The sequence below is a fragment of the Sphingobium sp. GW821-FHT02B05 genome, from assembly GCF_059421905.1.
Genome location: NZ_JBWKVW010000001.1, coordinates 840,128 through 863,565 on the forward strand (window position 1 = coordinate 840,128; position 23,438 = coordinate 863,565).

Annotated in this window: 23 protein-coding genes and 1 tRNA gene; 9 read left to right on the top strand and 15 right to left on the bottom strand. The window is 61.5% G+C overall.

Features of this window, described 5'->3' with window-relative positions; translation table 11 throughout:
• Positions 1 to 105 precede the first annotated feature (105 nt).
• The 4 genes from AC07UX_RS04280 (at position 106) to AC07UX_RS04295 (ending at position 6,255) form a co-directional block, all read left to right on the top strand.
• Positions 106 to 1,083, top strand: coding sequence for a glycosyltransferase family 2 protein (locus AC07UX_RS04280; protein ID WP_495190736.1), 978 nt, complete (start codon positions 106 to 108; stop codon positions 1,081 to 1,083).
• Between the two features lie 103 nt (positions 1,084 to 1,186).
• Positions 1,187 to 1,822 carry an ATP-dependent Clp endopeptidase proteolytic subunit ClpP gene (gene clpP / locus AC07UX_RS04285; RefSeq protein WP_120250008.1) on the top strand — a complete coding sequence of 212 codons (636 nt, stop codon included), beginning with the start codon at positions 1,187 to 1,189 and terminating at the stop codon, positions 1,820 to 1,822.
• Positions 1,823 to 1,962: 140 nt separating this feature from the next.
• Positions 1,963 to 3,231: an ATP-dependent Clp protease ATP-binding subunit ClpX gene (clpX, locus tag AC07UX_RS04290; RefSeq protein WP_495190737.1), complete on the top strand. Its 1,269-nt coding sequence runs from the start codon at positions 1,963 to 1,965 to the stop codon at positions 3,229 to 3,231.
• Positions 3,232 to 3,597: 366 nt separating this feature from the next.
• Complete coding sequence (locus AC07UX_RS04295; RefSeq protein WP_495190738.1) at positions 3,598 to 6,255, top strand: TonB-dependent receptor; 2,658 nt, start codon at positions 3,598 to 3,600, stop codon at positions 6,253 to 6,255.
• A gap of 184 nt (positions 6,256 to 6,439) precedes the next feature.
• Here the strand turns inward: AC07UX_RS04295 and mtgA are convergent, their stop codons facing one another.
• Together mtgA and AC07UX_RS04305 are read right to left on the bottom strand one after the other, a co-directional pair.
• Entirely contained in the window at positions 6,440 to 7,135 is a 696-nt protein-coding gene (gene mtgA, locus AC07UX_RS04300) for a monofunctional biosynthetic peptidoglycan transglycosylase (RefSeq protein ID WP_495190739.1), read from the bottom strand.
• A gap of 33 nt (positions 7,136 to 7,168) precedes the next feature.
• Complete coding sequence (locus tag AC07UX_RS04305) at positions 7,169 to 8,461, bottom strand: MFS transporter (protein ID WP_495190740.1); 1,293 nt, start codon at positions 8,459 to 8,461, stop codon at positions 7,169 to 7,171.
• A gap of 88 nt (positions 8,462 to 8,549) precedes the next feature.
• On the opposite strand from AC07UX_RS04305, the gene AC07UX_RS04310 reads away from it, so the two are divergent.
• On the top strand, positions 8,550 to 9,113 hold the full coding sequence (locus AC07UX_RS04310; RefSeq protein WP_495190741.1) for a TetR/AcrR family transcriptional regulator: 564 nt from the start codon (positions 8,550 to 8,552) through the stop codon (positions 9,111 to 9,113).
• Positions 9,110 to 9,583, top strand: a complete 474-nt coding sequence (locus AC07UX_RS04315) for a GNAT family N-acetyltransferase (protein WP_495190742.1) — start codon at positions 9,110 to 9,112, stop codon at positions 9,581 to 9,583. The genes AC07UX_RS04310 and AC07UX_RS04315 overlap by 4 nt, the downstream gene beginning before the upstream one ends.
• A gap of 26 nt (positions 9,584 to 9,609) precedes the next feature.
• Here AC07UX_RS04315 and AC07UX_RS04320 read toward each other — a convergent pair whose 3' ends face one another.
• The 3 genes from AC07UX_RS04320 to AC07UX_RS04330 all read right to left on the bottom strand — a co-directional run bounded on the left by AC07UX_RS04320 (position 9,610) and on the right by AC07UX_RS04330 (position 11,937).
• The gene (locus AC07UX_RS04320) at positions 9,610 to 9,816 is read right to left on the bottom strand and encodes a hypothetical protein (protein WP_495190743.1); all 207 of its coding nucleotides are present in this window, start codon (positions 9,814 to 9,816) and stop codon (positions 9,610 to 9,612) included.
• 182 nt (positions 9,817 to 9,998) lie between these two features.
• On the bottom strand, positions 9,999 to 10,910 hold the full coding sequence (rpoH, locus tag AC07UX_RS04325; RefSeq protein ID WP_495190744.1) for an RNA polymerase sigma factor RpoH: 912 nt from the start codon (positions 10,908 to 10,910) through the stop codon (positions 9,999 to 10,001).
• Between the two features lie 73 nt (positions 10,911 to 10,983).
• Positions 10,984 to 11,937, bottom strand: coding sequence for an RluA family pseudouridine synthase (locus AC07UX_RS04330; protein ID WP_495190745.1), 954 nt, complete (start codon positions 11,935 to 11,937; stop codon positions 10,984 to 10,986).
• 17 nt (positions 11,938 to 11,954) lie between these two features.
• Here AC07UX_RS04330 and AC07UX_RS04335 point away from each other — a divergent pair, with 17 nt between their 5' ends.
• Both AC07UX_RS04335 and AC07UX_RS04340 read left to right on the top strand, forming a co-directional pair.
• Positions 11,955 to 12,356 carry a M67 family metallopeptidase gene (locus AC07UX_RS04335; RefSeq protein ID WP_495190746.1) on the top strand — a complete coding sequence of 134 codons (402 nt, stop codon included), beginning with the start codon at positions 11,955 to 11,957 and terminating at the stop codon, positions 12,354 to 12,356.
• 96 nt (positions 12,357 to 12,452) lie between these two features.
• Positions 12,453 to 13,109 carry a histidine phosphotransferase family protein gene (locus AC07UX_RS04340; RefSeq protein ID WP_495190747.1) on the top strand — a complete coding sequence of 219 codons (657 nt, stop codon included), beginning with the start codon at positions 12,453 to 12,455 and terminating at the stop codon, positions 13,107 to 13,109.
• A 46-nt stretch (positions 13,110 to 13,155) separates the two neighbouring features.
• Here the strand turns inward: AC07UX_RS04340 and AC07UX_RS04345 are convergent, their stop codons facing one another.
• The 4 genes from AC07UX_RS04345 to map form a co-directional block, all read right to left on the bottom strand.
• Complete coding sequence (locus AC07UX_RS04345) at positions 13,156 to 14,217, bottom strand: NAD(P)H-dependent flavin oxidoreductase (protein ID WP_495190748.1); 1,062 nt, start codon at positions 14,215 to 14,217, stop codon at positions 13,156 to 13,158.
• A gap of 79 nt (positions 14,218 to 14,296) precedes the next feature.
• Positions 14,297 to 15,709 carry a type I glutamate--ammonia ligase gene (glnA, locus tag AC07UX_RS04350; protein ID WP_495190749.1) on the bottom strand — a complete coding sequence of 471 codons (1,413 nt, stop codon included), beginning with the start codon at positions 15,707 to 15,709 and terminating at the stop codon, positions 14,297 to 14,299.
• Positions 15,710 to 15,815: 106 nt separating this feature from the next.
• Entirely contained in the window at positions 15,816 to 16,154 is a 339-nt protein-coding gene (locus AC07UX_RS04355; protein WP_495190750.1) for a P-II family nitrogen regulator, read from the bottom strand.
• Between the two features lie 243 nt (positions 16,155 to 16,397).
• Positions 16,398 to 17,228, bottom strand: coding sequence for a type I methionyl aminopeptidase (map, locus tag AC07UX_RS04360; RefSeq protein ID WP_495190751.1), 831 nt, complete (start codon positions 17,226 to 17,228; stop codon positions 16,398 to 16,400).
• Between the two features lie 79 nt (positions 17,229 to 17,307).
• On the opposite strand from map, the gene AC07UX_RS04365 reads away from it, so the two are divergent.
• The gene (locus AC07UX_RS04365) at positions 17,308 to 18,069 is read left to right on the top strand and encodes a competence/damage-inducible protein A (RefSeq protein WP_495190752.1); all 762 of its coding nucleotides are present in this window, start codon (positions 17,308 to 17,310) and stop codon (positions 18,067 to 18,069) included.
• Positions 18,070 to 18,076: 7 nt separating this feature from the next.
• Here AC07UX_RS04365 and AC07UX_RS04370 read toward each other — a convergent pair whose 3' ends face one another.
• From AC07UX_RS04370 to mreC, 6 genes are all read right to left on the bottom strand, one after another.
• A complete protein-coding gene (locus AC07UX_RS04370; protein ID WP_495190753.1) occupies positions 18,077 to 18,451 on the bottom strand; it encodes a c-type cytochrome in 375 nt (124 codons plus the stop codon).
• A 170-nt stretch (positions 18,452 to 18,621) separates the two neighbouring features.
• Positions 18,622 to 18,697, bottom strand: a tRNA-Lys gene (locus AC07UX_RS04375).
• A gap of 106 nt (positions 18,698 to 18,803) precedes the next feature.
• The gene (gene rodA / locus AC07UX_RS04380; RefSeq protein WP_495190754.1) at positions 18,804 to 19,916 is read right to left on the bottom strand and encodes a rod shape-determining protein RodA; all 1,113 of its coding nucleotides are present in this window, start codon (positions 19,914 to 19,916) and stop codon (positions 18,804 to 18,806) included.
• A complete protein-coding gene (gene mrdA / locus AC07UX_RS04385) occupies positions 19,913 to 21,988 on the bottom strand; it encodes a penicillin-binding protein 2 (RefSeq protein WP_495190755.1) in 2,076 nt (691 codons plus the stop codon). The genes rodA and mrdA overlap by 4 nt, the downstream gene beginning before the upstream one ends.
• Positions 21,985 to 22,512 (bottom strand): rod shape-determining protein MreD, encoded by a 528-nt coding sequence (mreD, locus tag AC07UX_RS04390; RefSeq protein ID WP_495190756.1) that lies wholly within the window; start codon positions 22,510 to 22,512, stop codon positions 21,985 to 21,987. The genes mrdA and mreD overlap by 4 nt, the downstream gene beginning before the upstream one ends.
• Complete coding sequence (gene mreC, locus AC07UX_RS04395) at positions 22,509 to 23,423, bottom strand: rod shape-determining protein MreC (protein WP_495190757.1); 915 nt, start codon at positions 23,421 to 23,423, stop codon at positions 22,509 to 22,511. The genes mreD and mreC overlap by 4 nt, the downstream gene beginning before the upstream one ends.
• Between the last annotated feature and the right edge of the window lie 15 nt (positions 23,424 to 23,438).

The following is a 23,438-nucleotide window of genomic DNA, read 5'->3' on the forward strand; positions in this document are numbered from 1 at the left end:
CCTCGCGAAGCGCGGGCGCTTTTCATTTCCAACGCGGCATGGCAGACGAAATTTTAATCATGATGCGCCATGTCGAACCCAGTCAGATGGGGGCATGGGAAGGCGATGAAGGAATATCCCGCGGTGAACAGTCAACCGGCCGTTGCGGCCCCGCGCGTCGCGGTGATCCTGCCCTGCTATAATGAAGCCGGTGCGATCGTGCAGACGGTGGCGGATTTCCGCCGCGCGCTGCCCGCCGCCGATATCTACGTGTTCGACAATAACAGCACGGACGGCAGCCGCGAACTCGCTGCCGGGGCAGGGGCGATCGTCCGCCGCGTGGGTCAGCAGGGGAAGGGCCATGTCGTCCGCCGCATGTTTGCAGACGTCGATGCCGACATCTACATCATGGCCGATGGCGATGCGACCTATGAGGCCGCCGCCGCGCCCCGCATGGTTGCCGCCATGCTGGAGGATAATCTGGACATGGTCGTGGGCGCCCGCAGGTCGGAGGTGGAGGAAGCCTATCGTCGCGGCCACCGCTTCGGCAACTGGGCGCTCACCAGCCTGCTGAAGCAGCTGTTCGGCCGCAGCTTTACCGACATCCTGTCTGGCTATCGCGTCTTTTCCCGCCGCTTCGTCAAGAGCTTCCCGGTCCTGTCGGCCGGTTTCGAGATTGAAACGGAAATCAGCGTCCATGCGCTGGAACTCGCCATGCCCGTTTCGGAGGTCATGACCGCCTATGGCGCGCGTCCCGAAGGATCGGTCAGCAAGCTCAGCACCTATCGCGACGGCTTCCGCATCCTGCGAACGATCATCACGCTCTACCGCATCGAGCGGCCGATCCTTTTCTTCGGCATCATCGCGGCTTTCCTGGCGGCCCTGGCTCTTGGCCTTGCGGCGCCGCTGATCGTCACCTATCTCCACACCGGCCTGGTCCCGCGTTTCCCCACCGCGATCCTGGTCACCGGCCTCATGATCCTGGCGACGCTGTGTGCCATGTGCGGCCTTATCCTCGACACGGTCGTACGCGGACGTCGCGAAGTCCGCCGCCTTGCCTATCTCGCCTTCCGCGCGCCATCCGACTACGGCCGTCGCGACTGAACCTCATTCATGCCCTGGAAGACGGCGACGCCTTCCCCCTTGAACCATCCGCCTTTTGTGCCGATGTAGGGACCGGGCAAAAGCACCAGACTGAAAGAGCACAATGACCGATATCATGACCGATCCCATGGCCGCCCTGGTTCCCATCGTCATCGAACAGTCGAACCGCGGCGAACGCAGCTTCGACATTTTCTCGCGGCTGCTGCGGGAACGCATCATTTTCGTCACCGGCCAGGTCGAAGATCATATGGCGTCGCTGATCGTCGCCCAGCTTCTGTTCCTTGAATCGGAAAATCCGAAGAAGGACATCTGGATGTATATCAACTCGCCCGGCGGCGTGGTGACGGCCGGCATGGCGATCCACGATACGATGAAATATATCCGTCCGCAGGTCGGCACCGTCTGCATCGGCCAGGCCGCATCGATGGGCAGCTTCCTGCTGGCCGCCGGTGAACCGGGCAAGCGCATCGCGCTCTCCAATGCGCGCATCATGGTGCATCAGCCGTCCGGCGGTGCACAGGGCATGGCGTCGGATATCGAGATCCAGGCCAAGGAAATCCTGCGTATCCGCCGTCGCCTGAACGACTTGTATGTCCAGTACACCGGGCAGACGCTCGAAGCGGTCGAAAAGGCGATGGACCGCGACACCTTCCTTGAAGCGGACGAAGCCAAGGCGTTCGGTCTGGTCGATGAAGTGTTCGATCGCCGTCCGGTCGCGGTCGATCCTAACGACGCTTAAAGACAATCTTTACCGCGATGCGTCACTTTCTGCCCTTGTGGAATGGACGCGCCGCGGTCTAGAATGGCCTTTGGACCAGAAAATCCCTCACCGAACGCGGTTCTGGTGGCTGTAAACCGGGGGGGAAGAGAGAATGGCGAATGACTAAGCTTACCGGTTCGGATTCGAAAAGCACATTGTACTGCTCCTTCTGCGGGAAGTCGCAGCATGAAGTGCGCAAGCTGATCGCAGGACCGACCGTGTTCATCTGCGACGAATGCGTGGAACTGTGCAACGACATCATCCGCGAGGAGACCAAGGGTGGTCTTGTTGGCAAGAAGGATGGCGGCGTGCCCACCCCGCAGGAAATCTGCGATGTCCTCGACGATTATGTGATCGGCCAGAACCGCGCGAAGCGCGTGTTGTCTGTCGCTGTCCACAATCATTACAAGCGCCTGAACCACGGCTCCAAGCCGGGCGAGGTGGAGCTGGCCAAGTCGAATATCCTGCTCGTCGGCCCGACCGGCTGCGGCAAGACCTTGCTGGCGCAGACGCTGGCCAAGACGTTCGACGTGCCTTTCACCATGGCGGATGCGACCACGCTGACCGAAGCCGGCTATGTCGGTGAGGATGTGGAAAATATCATCCTCAAGCTGCTCCAGGCGTCCGACTATAATGTCGAAAAGGCGCAGCGCGGCATCGTCTATATCGACGAAATCGACAAGATCAGCCGCAAGGCGGAGAATCCCTCCATTACCCGCGACGTATCGGGCGAAGGCGTGCAGCAGGCGCTGCTCAAGCTGATGGAAGGCACCACCGCCTCGGTTCCGCCCCAGGGTGGCCGCAAGCACCCGCAGCAGGAATTTCTTCAGGTCGATACGACCAACATCCTGTTCATCTGCGGCGGCGCCTTTGCGGGCCTTGAAAAGATCATCGGCGACCGTCTGGAGGCCAAGTCGATCGGCTTTGGCGCTCATGTCGCCGCGCCCGAGGAACGCAAGACCGGCGAACTGCTGCGTCAGAGCGAGCCTGAAGATCTGCTCAAGTTCGGCCTGATCCCCGAATTTGTCGGCCGTCTGCCCGTCATCGCGACGCTGGAGGATCTGGATGTAACCGCTCTGGTCAAGATCCTGGTTGAGCCGAAGAACGCGCTGGTTAAGCAATATGGCAAGCTGTTCGACATGGAGAATGTCGAACTCAGCTTCACCGACGATGCCCTCACCGCGATCGCGAAGAAGGCGATCGAGCGCAAGACCGGTGCACGCGGGCTGCGTTCCATTCTCGAAGCGATCCTGCTGGACACCATGTTCGATCTGCCATCCATGCAGGGCGTCGGCGAAGTGGTCGTCGACAAGGATGTCGTGGCCGGGACGAAGGAACCGATTCGGGTATTCAGTGAAAAGGAAAAGCGGGCCGAAGACGCGGCCTGATTCAATCCCTTTCTACCCGTATGAAATATGGGCCGGCGAGCGATCGCCGGCCCTTTTTCATTATGGTTGCGTGCGCTGCACAAAAATTCCTGCCGCGTTGCAAAATTGCACCAGTGTCAAACTAGCCGGTTTGACTGAGAAAATGTCATTAAACTTCAATAAATTACCACCAAAGGCAGTGCGTCCTTAAGCCTGAGCGGGCGGGGCAGGGGAGGAATGTGACAGTCCTGCGGGTGCATTGTAACATAAATGCAATCGACGCATCACAGGGCCGTCGCCAGCAGCCGCCAAGAGCGGCGCCGGCTTGAAAGAGCAGACAGTTTAGGGGCGTGGCTCGCGCCACTCTTGAAAAGGGACAAGGGTCAAATGAAGAAATTTCTGATGGGCAGCGCCGCGATCATCGCCGTCGCCAGCCCCGCCATCGCGTTTGCGCAATCGACCGGTTCGGACGATTTCGACACGATCGTCGTCACCGGCGCGACAGTCAATCAAGGCGTCGGCGGCGTGAAGATCCCCGACTCGCCCAAGGCGAAGGTCGTGTTGGGTCAGGAAATCATCCAGGCGCAACGCCCCGGACAGACCATCAATGAAATCATCAACCTGGTGCCCGGCGTCAGCTTCACCAACAACGATCCTTGGGGTTCGTCGGGCGGCAGCTTCACCATCCGCGGTTTCAGCTCGGACCGCATCTCGCAGACGTTCGACGGTATCCCGCTCAACGATTCAGGCAACTATGCGGTTTACACCAACCAGCAGGTTGACGCTGAACTGATCGAAAACGTCAATGTAAACCTGGGTTCGACTGACGTTGACAGCCCGACCGCTGCTGCGGTTGGCGGCACCGTTAACATCAAGACGCTCGAGCCTAGCGACGAATATGGCGTTCTGGCCAGTGCGAGCTACGGCAACATCGCCGCCAATGGCGCGGGTGATCGACCCTATTTTCGCATGTTCGGCGTCGTCAACACCGGCGACCTGACCGGCCACGGCACCAAGGCATGGGTTTCGGCTTCGCGCATTCGCAATGATGCCGCCTTCGCCAACTATGGCAAAGTGTCCAAGCAGCAGTATAATGCGAAGATCTGGCAGGACATTGGCGACAATGGCGATTTCATCTCGCTTGCCGGTCACTACAATCAGAACCGCAACAATTTCGGCGGCTCTCCGCTGCGCGCCAGCGCCTTCACTGGCAGCAAGGCCGGCCGTTTCTATGACATCGCCGGCGGTTTTCCCTGCACCGTTAATTCGACGGGAAGCGCTACTGTCGCAGACCAGACCAATGCCTGCGGTACGGATTTCGAACGTCGCTACAATCCGTCGAATACCGGCAACATCCGCCTGAACTCGAAGTACACCTTGACCGATCGCCTGACCTTCTCGGTCGATGGCGCCTATCAGTGGGTGAAGGCCAACGGCGGTGGCACGACCAGCGCTTATGAAGGCAATTACTATATCGGGTCGCAGGCCTTCACCGGCAACTATGGCGGCTCCTATTATTTCGGTCGCGATTTCAACGGTGACGGCACCTTGGGCGTCGACAAGAATGGCGACGGGCGTATCCAAGATTATACCGTTACCAACAGCAACGGAACGCGCACGACGATCACTGAATCTGATCGTTATACGCTGCTTCAGCCCAGTCAGACCAACACTCGCCGTTGGGTTGGCATCGCGAACCTCGCCTACGAAATCAGCGACGCTCATCGCGTCCGCCTGTCGTACAGCTATGATCGGGCCCGTCACCGTCAGACCGGCTACGCCGGCTTCCTCTCGCGGAATGGTGAGCCGTTAGACGTATTCCCGATCAACGATCCGGTTCTGGACGGCGCTGGCAATGCCCTGCAAAAGCGTGATCGCAAATCCATCGCCGAGCTGAACCAGATCGCCGGTGAATATCGTGGTCAGTTCTTCGAAAACAGGCTCACTGTGCTGCTGGGTGGGCGTCTGCCGTTCTTCAAGCGCGAACTGGACCAGAACTGCTTCACGACAAGCTCGGGCGGTTTCGTGGACTGCGTGCCGGCAGACCAGGAGGCCGCATACGCTGCGGCTCGTCCCTACAGCTACAATCAGACGACGGGACGGGCCACGGGTTCGGCCGCACCGCAAGAACGCAAGCTGAAGTATGACAAGTTCCTGCCGAACGTCGGCGCGACCTTCAAGATCACGCCGGAAATCAGCATCGCAGGCAGCTATGCCAAGAACCTCTCGGTGCCCAGCACCGATGCGTTGTATAATGCGTTTGTTTTCCCGGCGGACAGCGACGCGGCTTACCGCGTCCCTGAAACCTCGGACAGTTTCGACGCCAGCATCCGCTACAATTCGTCGACGGTGCAGGCTGCGATCACCGGCTGGTACTCCAAGTACAAGAACCGCCTGGTCACTGCCTACGATATCGACGGCAACGGCACCGACACAAACCTGGGTCCGGTCAAGAAGTACGGCATCGACAGCAGCATTTCGTATAGCCCGATCAAGGAAGTGACGGCATATCTGTTCGGTTCCTACATCAAGTCGGAAATCCAGAATGATGCGGTGACGGGCAGCTGCGCGCTCGACAGCGACATTCAGCTGGCGGGCCTCTGCTACACGCAGGATGGCGTCAACTATCTGCGCACCGCCGGCAAGCGCGAACGCAGCGCACCGAAATATCTGTTCGGTGGCCGTCTCCAGGGCAATCTGGGCGACTTCACCTTGGGCGTTCAGGCGAAGAAGACCAGCTCGCGCTACATGAACGACATCAACGGCGAAGTCGGCGTTGCCACCACCAGCACCGGCGCAACGCGCATCATCGCTCCGGGTGCGAAGTTCGGTGCCTACACCATCGTCGATTTGGACCTGCGTTACTCGCTCGCCAGTCTCGGCATGGAAAAGGGCGCGATCCAGCTGAACGTCAGCAACCTGTTCGACAAATTCTATGTCGGCTCGTTCAGTGGCGGTCTGGACACGTTGGCCAGCTCGTCCTCGGCCTTCGTGAACTTCGGTTCGCCGCGCGCGATCAGTGCCTCGCTGATCGTCGGCTTCTAATCACGGTTGACACCTCAAACAGAAAAAGGGCGGGGAGCAATCCCCGCCCTTTTTCTGTGCCTGCCAACGCGCTGTCCTATTCGCGCAAGCCGGCCTATCATCGGGCAGGCCGCTTTCCGATAGGAACGGGCCGGCGCAACATCATGTCAAAATCTGCGGGAAATGTGCGAAGTTAAGCCGGGTCTCAACGCAGGCAGCGATCCAGCCCGTCCCGCTGCACCACCCCGATCCGCGCCGCGATCGTGTTGCCATAACGGCGCGTGAAACCGCTCGGCGCCACCGCCGCGCGCTTCTTGGGCAGCGGCAGGACAGCCGCGATGCGCCCCGCTTCGGCCCGGCTCAGCTTGCCCGCGCCATGATGGAAATATCGGATCGACCCGGCCTGCACGCCATAGGTGCCGATCCCCGTCTCCGCGACGTTCAGATAGACTTCCATGATCCGCTTCTTGCCCCACATCGCCTCGATCAGAACGGTGAACCAGGCCTCCAGCCCCTTGCGCAAGAAACCGCCGCCCTGCCACAGGAAGACATTCTTCGCCGTCTGCTGGCTGATTGTCGATCCACCCCTTATGCGCCCGCCACTGGCATTATGCAGCGCCGCCTTGGTGATGGCGTCCACGTCAAAGCCATGATGGGTGCAGAATTTGCCATCCTCCCCGGCAATTGCCGCCCGCGCCATATCCGGATCGATATCGTCCAGGCTGGTCCAATCCTTGGTGATGCCGTTGGGATCGAACAGCATCGTAAGCGTCACCGGTGGCGGCACGAAGCGATAGATGGCCACCATCAACAGCGACAGGGCGATGAAGGCCAACAGGATCTTGACCGGGATCATGATCCAGCGGAAGCGGCGGCGGGGCGATGCGGAGGATGCTTTCATGCCCCCGGTGGTAGCGCGCCCGCCTTATCCGTTTCAAGCCGCCGCGAGCGTCCCCCGCCGCTGTTCGCGATTGATGAGTAGCACCATTCCCGCACCGATCAGGCAGAGGACACCCGCGCCGATAAAGGCGGGCATGTAGCTCGCCCAGACCGTCCGCGCCAAACCCCCGCCCAGCGCCGCGCTCGCCGCGCCCAGCTGATGCCCGGCGAAGATCCAGCCGAAAACGATGTTCGTCCGCTCCGGCCCGAAACGCTGTGCGGTGAGCTTCACCGTCGGCGGCACCGTCGCGATCCAGTCGAGACCATAGAAGACCGCGAAGAGCGACAGGCTGTAGAGCGAGAAGTCGCTGAACGGCAGATAGAGGAGGGATAGGCCCCGCAGGCCGTAATAGACGAACAACAGCCAGCGATTGTCGAAACGGTCGCTCAGCCATCCCGATCCCAACGTGCCGAAAAAGTCGAAAAAGCCCATCATCGCCAGCATCGACGCCGCGCCCACCGCGGCCAGTCCATAATCGCCGCACATGGCGATGAAATGGGTCTGGATCAGCCCATTGGTACTGGCCCCGCACACGAAGAAGGAAAAGAAGAGGATCCAGAAGGTCGGCACTCGCGCTGCGTCACGCAGCACATGGATCGGCATGACCAGCAATGCGGTGAGGCTTGCGGGCTGGGGCGGGGCGGCCTGAACCGCGCTTTCGCCATAGGGCGCCAGACCCAGATCCGCCGGCCGGTCCCGCATCAGCAGGATCACGGCGACGCCTGCGACCACGATCGCGCCGCACACCAGCAGCAATGCCGCGCGCCAGCCATGCGCCGCCGTCAGTCCCGCCAGCAGCGGCAGGAACGCCAGTTGTCCGGTCGCCGTGCTGGCCGACAGCAATCCCATCACCAGCCCGCGCCGCTGCCCGAACCAGCGCGTCGCCACCGTCGCGCCCAGCACCATCGCGGTCATGCCGGTGCCAAGGCCAATCACCACGCCCCACAGCAGCACCAACTGCCACAACTGCGTCATGCCGAGCGACAGCAGCAGCCCGCCGATCACGATCGACAGCGAAATCAGCATCATCCGACGCACCCCGAAGCGGTTCATGAAAGCTGCGGCAAACGGCCCCATGCCACCGAACAGCAGGAAACGGATGGCCAGCGCGCCGCTGATATCCGCCGCGCTCCAGCCAAATTCCTTCTGCAACGGGATGATGAATACGCCTGGCGCCCCGACTGCGCCCGCCACCACCAACATGGTCAGGAAGGTCGCAGCCACCACCGCCCAGCCATAGTGAATGTCCCGCGCGGACAGGCGGCGTGCAAGGACGGTCGAGAACATCAATTTCCCCCTTCGGGTGACAATCGGACTGGCGTTAAATGATGAACATCATATATAAGGTCAAGAGGCCAATTATGGAGCACCGATCATGAAGGTCAGCCGCGATCAGGCCGCGCGCAATCGCGAGAAGGTGGTGGACGCCGCATCGCGCCTGTTCCGCGCACGCGGCGTGGATGGCGTCGGCATAGGGGAAGTGATGCGCGAATGCGGCCTCACCCATGGTGGTTTCTACAACCAGTTCGGTTCGAAGGGCGCGCTGGTCGCGGAAGCCTGCGCCGCGTCGCTCGCGAATAGTGCCACGCGCTGGCGCACCGTCGCGGCGGAGGCAGGAAAAGGCGAAGCGCCCACCGCCATTGCCGCCAATTATCTTAGCGCCCGCAATCGCGACGCCCCGGAAACCGGTTGCGCCCTGATCGCGCTGGGGCCGGACGCCGCCCGACGCGGTGGCGATCTGGCGACGGCCTTTCGTGAGGGGTTCGAAGAACTGACGAAAATATTGCAGCAGTCCGCGACGGATATGGATCGTCAGGATGCGTTGGCCCGCATGGCACAGATGGTCGGCGCGATGGTATTGGCGCGCGGGGTCGCCGATCCTGCTCTTTCCGAAGAGGTGTTGGCGGCTGCCCGTCACGCGTTGGGCGTGCCGGCATGAGCGACTGGCGCCCCATGAGGGCAGCGGACGTTCCGGCCGTCGCGGCGATCTCCGATGCGGTGCATGGCGATTATACGGAACAGGCGGCCGTCTATGCCGATCGCCTGCGACTTTCCCCCCAGGGCTGCTGGCTGCTGGAGCGGGATGGCAAGCCGATCGGCTATCTGATCAGTCACCCTTGGGCAGGCACTCAACCGCCAGCGTTGAACCATCCGATGCAGGCGCTGCCGGAACCGGCCGATCATTATTATCTGCACGATCTCGCCTTGCTGCCCGATGCGCGGGGTAGCGGCGCAGCACAGAGGGCGATCGGGATCGTGCAGGAAGAGGCGAGACGGACCGGCTTCAAGCGGATCGCGCTCACGGCGGTCAATGGCGCGGACGCCTTCTGGGTCCGGAACGGTTTCACCATCGTGGCCGGAGGCGACACCTATGGAGACGGCAGCCTGGCGATGCAACAGTCGCGCTAGACGTCACCGCGCCGGAACGGTTTCGATTAGCGCCAGCTACGTCCATCCGGTCCGGCGCAGCCATGGGGCGGCATCTGATCGGCAAAGCGCGTCTGCATCTTGTGGCAACCCCAATCGCGGAGCGGCGTAGGCATATAGCCATTCAGCGCAATGCCGACCTCATCATAGGGACTGCTGCCCAGCGCGACATAGGCGTACCAACGCCCGCCGAACATGACGATGATACCGATCAAGAGAACGACTATAAGCCTAAGAAATTTCTGCATTTTCATTCCGGTTGGGAAGGGAGGGGTAAATGCCACTGCCGCCGCGATCGTCATGGATCAACCCCGTTAACCACCCTCATCCCCAAACGGCCCGCAACAAAAAAGCCCCGGATCGCTCCGGGGCTTTTTCTGTCACTTTATCGGACCGATCAGGCGAGCGCGAAGCGGGCCATCTTGCCCAGCCGATCGCCGGCAATGCGCATCATCGCTTTTTGCAGCTTCTCGAAGGCGCGCACCTCGATCTGGCGAACGCGCTCGCGCGATACTCCATAGACCTGGCTCAGCTCTTCCAGCGTCTTGGGCTCTTCGGCCAGGCGACGTTCGGCCAGGATGTGCTTTTCGCGATCGTTCAGATCGGTCATCGCCTCGACCAGCATCTCGTGACGCTGGGTCTTTTCCTGTTCCTCGGCGACGCGCTCGTCCTGCAACGGATCATTGTCCTGCAACCAATCCTGCCACTGGCCTTCGCCATCCTCGCGCATCGGCACGTTGAGCGATGTGTCGCCACCCATCGCCATACGACGGTTCATGGACACGACGTCATCTTCCGACACGCCCAGATCGGTCGCGATCTTGGTCACGTCTTCAGGGCGCAGGTCGCCATCCTCGAACGCTTCGATATTGTTCTTCATCCGGCGAAGGTTGAAGAACAGCTTCTTCTGAGAGGCGGTGGTGCCCATCTTGACCAGCGACCAGCTGCGCAGGATGAATTCCTGGATCGACGCGCGGATCCACCACATGGCATAGGTCGCCAGGCGGAAGCCGCGCTCGGCCTCGAATTTCTTCACGCCCTGCATCAGGCCGATATTCCCTTCGGAAATCAGCTCGCTGACCGGCAGGCCGTAACCGCGATAGCCCATCGCGATTTTGGCCACCAGGCGCAAGTGTGACGTGACCAATTGGGCGGCCGCATCGGGATCCTGATGTTCCTCATATCGCTTGGCGAGCATATATTCCTGCTCGGGCGTCAGCAGAGGAAACTTCCGGATCTCCGAAAGATATCGGTTGAGGCTGGCTTCACCGCCCAGCGCCGGAACTGCGGGGACATTGCTCTTGGCCATGTCGTTACCTTTCCCTTTCATGCACGGCGGAACCCAGAAGAGGCGTCCTGCGCCGTCGCAAACTTGTCAGAACCTATACGTCGAGCTGGCTTAACAGTTCCTGCATATCGCAAGGCAACATACTTTGAAACATAAGCCGTTCGCTCGTTACCGGATGTATGAACCCCAGGCTTTTGGCGTGCAATGCCTGCCTTTTGAAACCCAGCGTTTCCAGTATTGATTTGAAACCTTTTCTTTCTCTACCGTAAACCGGATCACCGATCAAGGGGTGTCCGATATGGTGCATATGCACGCGAACCTGATGTGTACGGCCGGTTTCCAGCCGACATTCGACCAGTGCCGCGCCCTGCAAACGCTTCACCATGCGATAATGGGTCACGGCATGTTTGCCCCGGCCTTCCCGATGAACCGCCATCTTCTTTCGATCGGCGTCGGATCGGCCCACCCACGCATCCACCGTCCCGGAACCGGGGACCGGCACGCCATAGACGATGGCGGCATAGAGGCGATCGATACTATGGTCCTTGAATTGGCGGGCCAGGCCCTCATGCGCCTTGTCGGACTTGGCGACCACCAGCAGCCCGGACGTATCCTTGTCGATCCGATGCACGATGCCCGGTCTGGCGACCCCACCGATGCCGGATAACTGCCCGTGGCAGTGATGCAGCAGCGCATTGACCAGCGTACCGTCCGGATTGCCCGCGGCGGGATGGACGACCAGCCCGGCGGGCTTGTCCACCACGATCAGGTCGGCATCTTCATGGACGATAGTCAGCGGGATATTCTGTGCCACCGTATCCAGTGGTACAGGGGCGGGAAGGGTGACGATATAGGTCTGGCCCACGGCGACCTTCATCGAAGCGTTGATCCTGGGCACTTGCGCGCACGATACCTGCCCCTCGCCGATCAGGCCCTTGATCCGCTCGCGCGACAGGTCGGGCAACAGGTCCGCCAGGGCACGATCGAGCCGCAGCCCATCCTGCGCCTCGCTGATAATTGCGTCTAAGATGGAAACCCCCGGAACCATTTGTTACGGATGTAGGAATGATCGTAGGAATTTCAAGATCGCTGTTGGAACAAATCGTGGCCCTGGCGGCGGCTGACCGGGATGAGGTGTGCGGGCTTTTGCTTGGCACCGCAGACAAGATAAAGGCGATCATCCCTGCCGCCAATGTCGCTCCCGATCCGGCCCGTCATTTCGAGCTTGACCCGGCGGCGTTGGTCGCCGCTCACCGCAATGCGCGGTCTGGCGGCCCCGCGATCATCGGTCACTATCATTCCCACCCATCGGGCGTCGCGGCCCCCTCCGCAACCGATGCGGCCTGTGCAATGCCGGACGGAAGTTTGTGGCTTATCGTTGCAGGCGGAGAGGCGACTTTGTGGCGCGCCGGGCCGGGTACGGCGGTTAATGTCCATTTCACCAAAATCCATCTCGACAGTCGGTGATCGAAAGGCGGCAGGCCGGGCTTGCATCGCCGCGCCGTGCAGCGCATTAGCCAGATAAATGCTTCCCTTCCTCCTAATCCGGCGACCCTGATCCGCATGACCAATCCGACCGACAGTATCGAATTTGCCAGCCTGCTTTGCTCGCGTCTGTGCCATGACTTGCTCAGCCCGGTCGGCGCGCTCAATAATGGGCTGGAGTTGATGGCGGACGAAACCGATCCGGAAATGCGTCAGCGTTGTCTCGACCTGTTGGCCGACAGTGCGAAGACCTCGGCGAACAAGCTCAAATTCTTCCGGCTCGCGTTTGGCTCGGCCGGCGGTTTCGGCGACGCCGTTCCGCCGCATGAGGCGAAGGTCGCGATCGAAGGCATGTTCGCCACGGCCGGTCGGGTGAAGGTTGGCTGGCTGGTCGAAGAACAGATGCTTGACAAGCTGGCGGCCAAAATTCTCCTCAACCTGGCGCTGATCGCAGGCGATGCGCTGGTCCGCGGCGGACAATTGGATATTGGCGCTGAAAAGCGGCCGGGCCTCACCGAAATCGTCGTACGCGGCGAAGGGCCCAAGATCGTGCTCGATCCCGATCTTCGCGGCGCGCTGGCTGGCACCTTGCCGATCGAGGGCCTGGCATCCCGTACCGCCGCCGCCTGGATGATCCGCCAAATGGTGGTCGAGAGTGGCGGCGAAATCGCCCTCTCTCCACCCGGCGAACCTGTGCTGCTGTTTGGCGCGTCTATCCCTGATCGCAGGCCGTAAACACCGCAAAAATACTGTCCAACTCGCTGTCTCGTTTGCGCGGCTGCTAAACCCGCGCATCCTGCATTTCTGCAACCAGCAGTTCCATCAGTTCCGATACGGGCAATGCGCGGGCCATTGGTGCGCCTTGTCCCGCCCATTGCGCGCCATACCCCCCTTCGCCAGCCGCCTTGGCCGCCTGATTGATCGCCTTGCCGGCATCATAGGCGATCGGATAGTCGGGGGAGGGCAGATCGATCTGCATCCCCCACTCGGTAAAGCGATTGGCGAGACAACGGGCCGGACGCCCCGAAATGGCTCGTGTCAGCATGGTGCGATGCGCCGCTACGCTGAACAGCGCCGCGCGATAATCCTCGTCAGCGCTGCTTTCCGGGCAGCCGATGAAGGCGGTGCCCAATTGCGCCGCCACTGCGCCCAGACCGAGCGCCGCCCTGATGCCCCGTCCATCCATGATCCCGCCCGCTGCGATGACGGGCAGACCGGTTTTTTCCACCAGCAACCGGGTCAGCGGCAAGACGCCCAACTGCGCGTCGGGGGCATCGGGATCAAACATGCCGCGATGTCCACCAGCCTCCATGCCCTGCGCCACCACGGCGTCGATCCCGGCTCCCTTGGCCGCCAGCGCCTCGTCCAAATTGGTCGCGGTGGCGATAAGCAGGCAGCCGGCCGCCTTGAGGGCAGCGATCCGATCCCCATCGGGTAGGCCGAAATGGAAACTGACTACCGCCGGTTGGGCCTCGACCAGCATTTGCAGCATCGCGTCATCCTCGGCGAAACTACGATAGATTTCCCGCAGCACCGTTGGCGCTGTCCCGCCGTAACGGGCAAAGACAGGGGCCAGCGCCTCCAGCCAGCGCCTTTCGGTTTCGGGCCGTGGTCGGGCTGGGGCATGGACGAACAGATTGACGTTGAACGGCCGCCCGGTCAGCGCCCGCACGGCATCGATCATTCCCTGCGCACCTGCCGCATCCACGGCGCCCGCGCCGATCGACCCCAATCCCCCGGCTTGGCTTACGGCGGCTGCCATGGCGGGGGTCGATACGCCGGCCATCGGCGCCTGGATGATGGGATGGGCGAGGCCAAGGGAGTCGAGCGTCATGGCCCCCATGTGGGCGCGTCAGGCCCAAAGGAAAAGGCCCGGCCGCATCGCTGCGACCGGGCCTTCCCCGAAAGCAAAGCTGAAAGGATCAGCTGCTGTAATACATGTCGAACTCGACCGGCGAAGGCGCCATTTCCCAACGGTACACTTCGGGCCATTTCAATTCAATATAGGCTTCGATCTGGTCCTTGGTGAACACGTCGCCCTTCAACAGGAACTCGTGATCGGCTTCCAAGCTGGTGAGCGCTTCACGCAGCGAGGCGCAAACGGTCGGCACCTGGCTCAGCTCTTCCGGCGGAAGATCGTACAGGTTCTTGTCCATCGCCGCGCCCGGATGGATCTTGTTCTCGATGCCGTCCAGACCCGCCATCAGCAAGGCCGAATAGCAGAGATAGGGGTTGGCCATCGCATCGGGGAAGCGGAATTCCACGCGCTTCGCCTTGGCGCCCGCGCCATAGGGAATACGGCACGATGCTGAACGGTTACGGGCCGAATAGGCCAGCAGAACCGGTGCCTCGAAGCCGGGCACCAGACGCTTGTAGCTGTTGGTGGTCGGGTTGGTGAAGGCGTTCAGGGCCTTGGCATGCTTGATGACGCCGCCGATGAAGTAGAGGCACATGTCGGACAGACCGGCATAGCCTTCACCCGCGAACAGCGGCTTGCCACCGTCCCAGATCGACATGTGGGTGTGCATGCCCGAACCATTGTCCTGCGCGATCGGCTTGGGCATGAAGGTTGCCGACTTGCCATAGGCCTGGGCAACGTTCCACACGACATATTTGTAAACCTGCATGCGGTCCGCGGTCTGAACCAGCGTGCCGAAGGTCAGGCCCAGCTCATGCTGTGCCGCGGCGACTTCATGGTGATGCTTGTCGCAGGGCAGGCCCATTTCCAGCATGGTCGAAACCATTTCCGCGCGGATGTCGGTGGCCGGATCGACCGGCGCGACGGGGAAGTAACCGCCCTTGGCACGCGGACGATGGCCCAGGTTGCCGCCTTCATATTCCTTGCCGGTGTTGGTCGGCAGTTCGATATCGTCGATTTTGTAATAGCTCTGCGAATAGTCGTTTTCGAAACGCACATCGTCGAACATGAAGAATTCGGCTTCCGGGCCGACATAGACGGTGTCGCCGAAGCCGGCCGACTTCACGAACGCTTCGGCGCGCTTGGCGGTCGAGCGCGGATCGCGGGTGTAGAGTTCGCCGGTGTCGGGTTCCACGATGTCGCAGATCAGGATCAGCATGGGGGTGGCACTGAACGGATCGACATAGACGGCGTCCAGGTCGGGCTTCAGGATCATGTCGGATTCGTTGATCGTCTTCCAGCCCTCGATCGAGGAACCGTCGAACATCAGACCCTGGGTCAGTTCATCTTCGCCCAGCACCGAAGCGACCATGGTCAGGTGCTGCCACTTGCCCTTGGGATCGGTGAAGCGGACATCGACCCATTCGATCTCCTTTTCTTCGATCATCTTCAGGATGTCTTTAGGCGTGTTAGCCATGTGAACTTGCCCTTCTTTTAAAATACCCCCCCGAAGGGGTAGGTTGATATGCGTCCGCCAAGGCTCCGGGAGTTTCCCCTTCAAGCCGGCGAAAACCTGTTGAAAATCAGATGGCGTCGCTGTCCCGCTCGCCCGTGCGGATGCGCACCGCGCCCTCGATCGCCGAGATGAAGATTTTGCCGTCGCCGATCCGGCCCGTCTGCGCAGCCGCGCTGATCGCTTCCACCACCCGTTCCGCCAGCGCGTCGTCGACCACGACTTCAAGTTTCACCTTCGGCAGGAAATCGACGACATATTCAGCGCCGCGATAGAGTTCGGTATGGCCCTTTTGCCGGCCGAAGCCCTTGGCCTCGGTTACCGTGATGCCGGATACGCCTACTTCGTGCAGCGCTTCCTTTACCTCGTCCAGCTTGAACGGCTTGATGATCGCTTCGATCTTTTTCATCACTTGTAATCCCAACCCATGACGCACGTCCGGAATGCGGGCGCGACCCGCATCCGCATTTCCTTTAAGGAACGATCGTCATGCACCCCAAGGCAGGCGCCGTTCCCCTTAACAATCAATTACCGTGCCAAATGGCGAATCGCTAGGACATGCTTTCGGCGATGCAGCAATCTTTGTCCATATTGCCCGCTTTCCGGGCAATATCGTGACGGCTTGCCTGTTTTTTGGGCAGCAATCCGATGGTCAGGGCGAATAGGGCGGGCAGTCGAAACCGGCAGGGCTCTTTGTAAAGATCTCGCACCCGGTATCGGTGATGCCGATGCTGTGTTCGAACTGGGCGGAAAGGGTGCGATCGCGCGTCACGGCCGTCCAGCCATCGTCCAGCATCTTCACGCCGGGCTTGCCGATATTGATCATCGGCTCGATGGTGAAGAACATGCCGGGACGAAGCTCGGGACCAGTACCGGGGCGGCCGATATGCACGACCTCCGGGCTGTCATGGAAGACCTGGCCCAGCCCATGGCCGCAAAAATCCCGCACCACGCCATAACGATGCTTTTCGGCATGGCGCTGGATCACATAGCCGATATCGCCCAGATGATTGCCGGGCTTGGCCTGTTCGATGCCCAGCATCAGGCACTCATAGGTCACCTCGACCAGGCGCCGTGCCTTGATCGCTGCTTCACCGACGATGAACATGCGGCTGGTGTCGCCATGCCAGCCATCGACCAGCGGCGTGACGTCGATATTCAATATATCGCCGTCCTTGAGCTTATAGTCGCCTGGAATGCCGTGACAGATGACATTGTTGAGCGAGATGCAGCAGCTGTGCGTATAGCCGCGATAGCCCAAAGTCGCCGGTACCCCGCCACCATCCAGCGTCATGCGGCGGACGATGTCGTCCAATTCGCCCGTGGTCACGCCCGGCACGACATGCGGCACCAGCGCGTCCAATATCTCGGCGGCCAGGCGACCGGCCTTGCGCATGCCGGCAAAGCCGGATTCGTCGTAGAGCTTGATCGCGGTGGATCGGGTGGTCGGCGTATCGGCCGTCATCGTCATATATTCGGTCATGGCCTATTTATAGGCGCGCGGAGCGGATAATGCGAGAGGGCGGCTAGGCAGGATCGACGGGGCAGGCTATGGGCTTGCCATGGCCGATCCTACCCGCATCTGGACCGCAGCGCTGATCGTCATCGGCGACGAAATCCTTTCTGGCCGCACCCAGGACAAGAATGTCAGCCAGATCGCACTCTGGCTGGGCGTGCAGGGCATCCGCCTGCGTGAAGTGCGCGTCGTGCCCGACGATCAAGATGCCATCGTCGAAGCCGTGAATGCGCTGCGAGCACGCAATGATTATCTTTTTACGACCGGCGGCATCGGCCCGACCCATGACGATATCACCGTCGATGCCATTGCGGCGGCACTGGGCGTGGAGGTGGATGTCCATGAAGGGGCCCGCGCGATCCTGTCCAACTATTATGAGGCGCGCGGGGGCCTGACCGAAGCGCGCCTGCGCATGGCCCGTGTGCCTGCCGGCGCCGACCTGATCGAAAATCGCATGTCGGGCGCGCCGGGCATCCGCCATGGCAATATCTTCATTATGGCCGGCGTGCCTTCCATCACCGCCGGCATGCTGGATAGCCTGACCGGCAAGCTGGAAGGCGGTTTGCCTCTCCAATCCACCACGATCGGCTGTTGGGTGGCGGAAAGCGAGATTGCCGACCTGCTCGCTGCGACGGAGCGTGCGCATATGGGGTGCCAGATCGGCAGCTACCCTTTCTTCCGCGAAGGCCGCACCGGAGCCAACTTCGTGATTCGATCGACGGATGTGGCAACGCTGGATGCTTGTACGGCCGACCTCACCGCCGCGTTGGAGAGCGGCGGCTGGGCCGTGACCGCAGGCGGTATCTGATCGCGCCCTACTTGGTTGCGCTCGCCAGATAGGCGATGAGGTTGGCGCGGTCTGTTGCATTGGGCAGGCCAGCAAAGGCCATGCGATTACCCGGCACCAGGGCGGTCGGCTTGGTCAGGAATGCGTCCAGGCTCTTGGCATCCCATTTGATCTTCGCCTTCTGCATCGCGGGCGAATAGGTAAATCCCGCCATGGTTCCGGACGTCCGGCCAAACAGGCCGGCAAGGGATGGCCCCATCTTTTTGGGCCCAGCCTTCACGTCATGGCAGAGCGCACATCTCGCGAACACGGCCTTGCCCTTGGCCGCATCGGCTGTCTGGGCCATTGCCGGCACGTTTGCAGCACATAGGGTCATCAGGACGAACGTTCTGGAAACCGACATGAATGAATTCATAAACCCTACCCTTGTCCCACTGCAAGGCGAAGGATCTGCCCCTCTGCCTTGGCATCGCCATATGGCGGAATGTCTGAACGGGGGTTTAAGCGTCCGAACATCCATAGGCATACCCCCAATATGGATATGCCATCAATTTATGATGAACCGGATAGGGATGGTGGACACACTTGGGCTCGAACCAAGGACCCGCTGATTAAGAGTCAGCTGCTCTACCAACTGAGCTATGTGTCCATGCTGGGGCAACTAAGCACTCCTGCGTGGCGGGCTGTTAGCAGCCACTTGCGATTCTGCAAACAGTTAATTGCTTTGTGACGGGAATTTTTCACAAAGTCGCTGTTCAGCGCCAGTTTCCTGTACCGGCCCGGCGCTTGCCTGCGCGGTCGATCGCCATGATGACACCCACACACAGCATCACGGTCAGCATCGAAGAGCCGCCATAGGACATGAAGGGCAAGGGGATGCCCACCACCGGCGCCAGGCCCATGACCATCATCAGGTTGATTGCGACATAGAAGAAGATTGTTGTGGTCAGCCCAGCGGCCACCATCCGCGCAAACTTGTCCTGCGTGCGCATGGACACCCGTATGCCCCAACGGAACAAGAGCATGAACGCCAGGATCAGCAATGTGCCGCCCAGCAGCCCCCACTCTTCCGCCATGGTGGCAAAGGCGAAATCGGTATGGCCTTCCGGAAGATAATCCAGGTGGCTCTGCGACCCCTTGAGAAAGCCCTTGCCCCAGATACCGCCCGAACCGATCGCTATCTTCGACTGGCTGATATGATAGCCGGCGCCCAAAGGATCGCTTTCCGGGTCGAGAAAGATCAGCACGCGGTTCTTCTGATAGTCATGCAGGAAACTGAAGGCGATGGGAATGACGGCGGCGACGGCCAAACCCGAACCGACGAACAGGCGCAGCGGCAGGCCCGCCAGAAACATGACGGTAATGCCACCGGCAAGGATCATCGTCGCGGTGCCAAGGTCAGGCTGGATCAACACCAGCGCCCATGGAAGGCCGATCAATATGAGCGCGGGCCAAATCGCATTCCATCGGCGTATCTCGCCGACCGGCAACAGCGCGTAAAATCGCGCGATGGTCAGCACGATGATCGGCTTCATGAACTCGGACGGCTGCAACTGCATGAAGCCAAGGTTGATCCAGCGCTGACTGCCGCCTGCCACGCCGCCGATCAGCTCCACCAGGAAAAGGGCGACGAGCACCGCACCATAGGCTGGAAAGGCGAAACGCGCGAACATCTCGACCGGAATGCGGCTGAGGCCCAGCGCCATGGCTGAAAAGATGCAGAAGCGGACCGCTTGGTTGACGGCCCATGGAAAGATGCTGCCGCCCGCAGCGCTATAGAGCACGACCGTCCCAAAGCCGGCGATCGCCAGTAGAAGCGCTAAAATGCGCCAGGGGAATTCGGTCAGGGGCTTGGGAACGATGCTCATGGCGCGGCCGGGCTGTTGGCTGGAGCCGGGACATCATCTTCTTCTGCCGCCGCTGGAGCCGGCGCAGGCGGGGCGGCAGGCGCAGCGACGTTCCCGCCAGCCGCATTCATCCCGTTGTCCGCCGCCGGCGGCACTTCGCCCTTCTCGATCGCCTTGGCCAGGCGGAACGCGGCCATCTGCCGCGCTTGCCGCTCCGTGGGCGTGCCGCCCCATCCTTTCTCAAGCGTTTCCAGCTTCTCCATCGCCTTGGCCGGATCGAACAGATAGGACAATGTATCGCTGGCGATCATCGGCGCATCCTCGTTGCGGATCATATGGCCGCCATGCTCGATGATGCAGGCGATGGCGTATCTCGGGTTGTCGAACGGCGCAAAGCCCTGAAACAGGGCATGATCGCGCAACTTGAATGCCAGCGAACTGTTGCCCCGCACGCCGCCGGCACGTTCCGCCATGGTGATGCGCCTGACCTGCGCCGTGCCTGTCTTGCCCGCCACCATGACGCCCGGAATGGAACTGCGCGCCGCGCCACCGGTGCCGCCGCCATTCACCACTGCATTCATGGCGTCGCGGATCACCACCAGATGCTCCTCGCTCGCGCCGACCGAGGCCGGGTCAGGCCGGGGCGCGCCGAAGATGAAATTGGGCATCAGTTGCTTGCCGGTCGCAAGTCGGGCCGCCATCACCGCCATCTGTAGCGGATTGATCAGCATATAGCCCTGACCGATGGTGGCGTTCACCGTGTCGTAAACCTGCCATTTCTGATCATATTTCCGCTCCTTCCATGCCGGGTCGGGCACGGTGCCATAGCTCTGGCTGGGGAAGGGCAGGTCGAACCTCTGGCCCATGCCGACGCGGCGGGCCATGCTGGCGATCCGGTCCATGCCGATGCGCTGGGCCATCTGGTAGAAATAGATATCGCAGCTTTGCGCGATGGCGCCGCGCATGTTGAGCGGGCCATGGCCGCGTCTCTTGTGGCAATGGAACAGGGTGTTGCCAACGCGAATGGCGCCGGGACAATTGATCGTTTCCTGCGGCCCGATCCCTGCCTCCAGCAGCGCCAGCGCCACCATGGGCTTGACCGTCGAACCGGGCGGATAAAGCCCTTGCAGCGTCTTGTTGCGCAGCGGGACATGATCGTCCTTCGACAGCATCTCATATTCCAGATGGCTGATGCCGTCGGAAAAACTGTTGGGATCGAAGCTGGGCATGGATGCCAGCGCCAACACGTCGCCATTATGGCAGTCGATCACCACGACCGATCCGCTCTGCGTCGCCAGTCGCCTGCCTGCAAATTCCTGCAAGCCCGCGTCGATCGTCAGCTTGATCGTCCGACCCGGCGTGTCGGTACGGGTCGTCAATTCCTGCACGATCTTGCCACGCGCCGTCACCTCGACCCGCTTGGCGCCGGGCTTGCCGGTCAGATGGCGATCGAACGCCTTTTCCAGTCCATCCTTGCCGACCTTGAAACCCGGCGTGATGAGCAGCGGATCACGCCGCGCCTTATAATCTTCCGCCGTCGCAGGGCCGACATAGCCCAGCAAATGCCCGACAGTGGAACCGGCCGGATAATGGCGTGAAAAACCCTGGCTTGGTGCGACGCCCGGCAGGTCGGGCAGGCGCACGCTGATCGCGGCATATTGATCGTAGGTCAATTTGTCGGCGACCTGTACCGGGCGAAAGCCGGCGGATTTTTCCAGATCTTCGCGGATGCGATCGACATCGTCCGGTTCCAGCCTGAGCAACTGGGCCAGATGCGTGATCGTGGATTCTGCATCGACGATCCGCTGCGGGATCAGATCGACACGGAAATCGGTACGGTTGTTTGCCAGCGGCCGCCCGTTGCGATCGATGATCCAGCCCCGGCGAGGCGGGATCAGCGTCAGGTTGACGCGATTACTCTCCGAAAGGAGGCTGTATTTCTCATTCTGGACGACACTGATCCAGGCCATGCGCCCGATCAGTACCGCACCGATCGCGCCCTGCAATCCACCCACCACCATTGCGCGGCGCGAAAAGGTGAAGGACTGGGTGGCTTCGGTAACGATCTTGCGCTTGGGGAACGGAAACTTCATGCCATCACGCGCCAGCGATCGATCCGCGCGCATTGCCGGACGACGAAAGGAAACAGTAAAATCGTCCAGACCATCTGCGGCGCGACCAGGAAAAGCGTCACATTACCTCCACCCGTGATCCGTGCAAAAAACAGGCCACCGGAAATGCAGAAGATAATCGCGAGGGTCGCAATTAGCCAGTCCTGACGATAGCTGCGCCACACCATGCGATGTTCGATCGCATCGACGCCCATCAACGCTACGGTCCAAAGGAACATGGCCGACCCGATCGGCTGGCCGCTCATCACGTCGTCGAACAGGCCGAGCGGCAGACCAATCCAGGCACGCCACAGGTCCGGCCGCAGCAATCGCCACGCCAGCAGCAGCAGCAGGCCGAAGGGGGGCATGATCGGCGATTGCGCGATGACCGGCAGCGCCGTCAGGAAAGACCCCAGCAAAACGGTAATGACCGGCGTACCCGCCAGCCGGAAGCGGGAAGGATGCCGCCCCAGCCGTGGTACATGATACAGATGCGGATCGATCATGGCTGGGCGACGTTGCCGGCGGTCGTCTCGTCCGCGACGCTCGGGACTGCCGGGCCGGCGCGGGTCACCGCATCCTCGAATGCGCGTTCCACCACCACGGCATCCACGCGGGCTGGGTTGGCCAGCGGCACGGCATAGGCGATTTCACCCTGCGCGCGAACAACGACTGCGACAGGGATATTGGGTTGATAGACGCCGCCGATGCCCGACGTCACCAGCAGGTCGCCGGGTTTGAAAGGGTTGCGCCCCGCCGTGAGCGCGCGGACCTCCACCGACCCGTCGCCAAGGCCCGTCGAAATGGCGGGAATGCTGTCATTGGCGCGGCGGACCGGCACGATGTTGCTCGTGTCGGTCAGCAGCAGCACTTCGGAACTGTTCGGCGTGGCGATATGGATGCGGCCGATCAACCCTTCGGGCGCGCGCACCGGCATGCCGGGCCGAACGCCCTGCCACCGCCCGGCATTGAGCCGGGCGAAGCGGCGGGCGCTGGTGGCCGATGAAGCGATCAGGCGCGCGGTCAGCACTTCGCTGGCATCGGAATCGACCAGCCTGAGCAGCTTTTTCAGCCGCACATTTTCCTGAGCTACGGCCTTGGCCTCGATGATGCGGTTGCGGTCCGTCTCGACCTGCCGGCGCAGCGCGACATTCTGCGATCCGGCGCGCCAATAGGCGGCCAGCACTTCGTCCACCGACCCCACGCCGCTCACCATGCCCTTCAGCGTGTTGGAGACGGGGCGACTGACTTCGGACGTGGCGATGCGAATGGCCGCAAAGCCGGTGGGGTCGAAAATCGCGACTACCACCAGCAGCAGACCTATGGTCGCACCGACCACCGCCACGACATAGCTGGCGAACAGGCTATATTGCGCCTTCCGGTTGATACCGGGGCGCCGGCTGGCTGGCCGCGCCATCTAATCGTCCTTCTC

Coding starts and splice junctions, on each gene's coding strand:
- AC07UX_RS04280 (WP_495190736.1), top strand. CDS start 106: ATGAAGGAATATCCCGCGGTGAACAGTCAACCGGCCGTTGCGGCCCCG.
- clpP (WP_120250008.1), top strand. CDS start 1,187: ATGACCGATATCATGACCGATCCCATGGCCGCCCTGGTTCCCATCGTC.
- clpX (WP_495190737.1), top strand. CDS start 1,963: ATGACTAAGCTTACCGGTTCGGATTCGAAAAGCACATTGTACTGCTCC.
- AC07UX_RS04295 (WP_495190738.1), top strand. CDS start 3,598: ATGAAGAAATTTCTGATGGGCAGCGCCGCGATCATCGCCGTCGCCAGC.
- mtgA (WP_495190739.1), bottom strand. CDS start 7,135: ATGAAAGCATCCTCCGCATCGCCCCGCCGCCGCTTCCGCTGGATCATG.
- AC07UX_RS04305 (WP_495190740.1), bottom strand. CDS start 8,461: ATGTTCTCGACCGTCCTTGCACGCCGCCTGTCCGCGCGGGACATTCAC.
- AC07UX_RS04310 (WP_495190741.1), top strand. CDS start 8,550: ATGAAGGTCAGCCGCGATCAGGCCGCGCGCAATCGCGAGAAGGTGGTG.
- AC07UX_RS04315 (WP_495190742.1), top strand. CDS start 9,110: ATGAGCGACTGGCGCCCCATGAGGGCAGCGGACGTTCCGGCCGTCGCG.
- rpoH (WP_495190744.1), bottom strand. CDS start 10,910: ATGGCCAAGAGCAATGTCCCCGCAGTTCCGGCGCTGGGCGGTGAAGCC.
- AC07UX_RS04330 (WP_495190745.1), bottom strand. CDS start 11,937: ATGGTTCCGGGGGTTTCCATCTTAGACGCAATTATCAGCGAGGCGCAG.
- AC07UX_RS04335 (WP_495190746.1), top strand. CDS start 11,955: ATGATCGTAGGAATTTCAAGATCGCTGTTGGAACAAATCGTGGCCCTG.
- AC07UX_RS04340 (WP_495190747.1), top strand. CDS start 12,453: ATGACCAATCCGACCGACAGTATCGAATTTGCCAGCCTGCTTTGCTCG.
- AC07UX_RS04345 (WP_495190748.1), bottom strand. CDS start 14,217: ATGGGGGCCATGACGCTCGACTCCCTTGGCCTCGCCCATCCCATCATC.
- glnA (WP_495190749.1), bottom strand. CDS start 15,709: ATGGCTAACACGCCTAAAGACATCCTGAAGATGATCGAAGAAAAGGAG.
- AC07UX_RS04355 (WP_495190750.1), bottom strand. CDS start 16,154: ATGAAAAAGATCGAAGCGATCATCAAGCCGTTCAAGCTGGACGAGGTA.
- map (WP_495190751.1), bottom strand. CDS start 17,228: ATGACCGAATATATGACGATGACGGCCGATACGCCGACCACCCGATCC.
- AC07UX_RS04365 (WP_495190752.1), top strand. CDS start 17,308: ATGGCCGATCCTACCCGCATCTGGACCGCAGCGCTGATCGTCATCGGC.
- AC07UX_RS04370 (WP_495190753.1), bottom strand. CDS start 18,451: ATGTCGGTTTCCAGAACGTTCGTCCTGATGACCCTATGTGCTGCAAAC.
- rodA (WP_495190754.1), bottom strand. CDS start 19,916: ATGAGCATCGTTCCCAAGCCCCTGACCGAATTCCCCTGGCGCATTTTA.
- mrdA (WP_495190755.1), bottom strand. CDS start 21,988: ATGAAGTTTCCGTTCCCCAAGCGCAAGATCGTTACCGAAGCCACCCAG.
- mreD (WP_495190756.1), bottom strand. CDS start 22,512: ATGATCGATCCGCATCTGTATCATGTACCACGGCTGGGGCGGCATCCT.
- mreC (WP_495190757.1), bottom strand. CDS start 23,423: ATGGCGCGGCCAGCCAGCCGGCGCCCCGGTATCAACCGGAAGGCGCAA.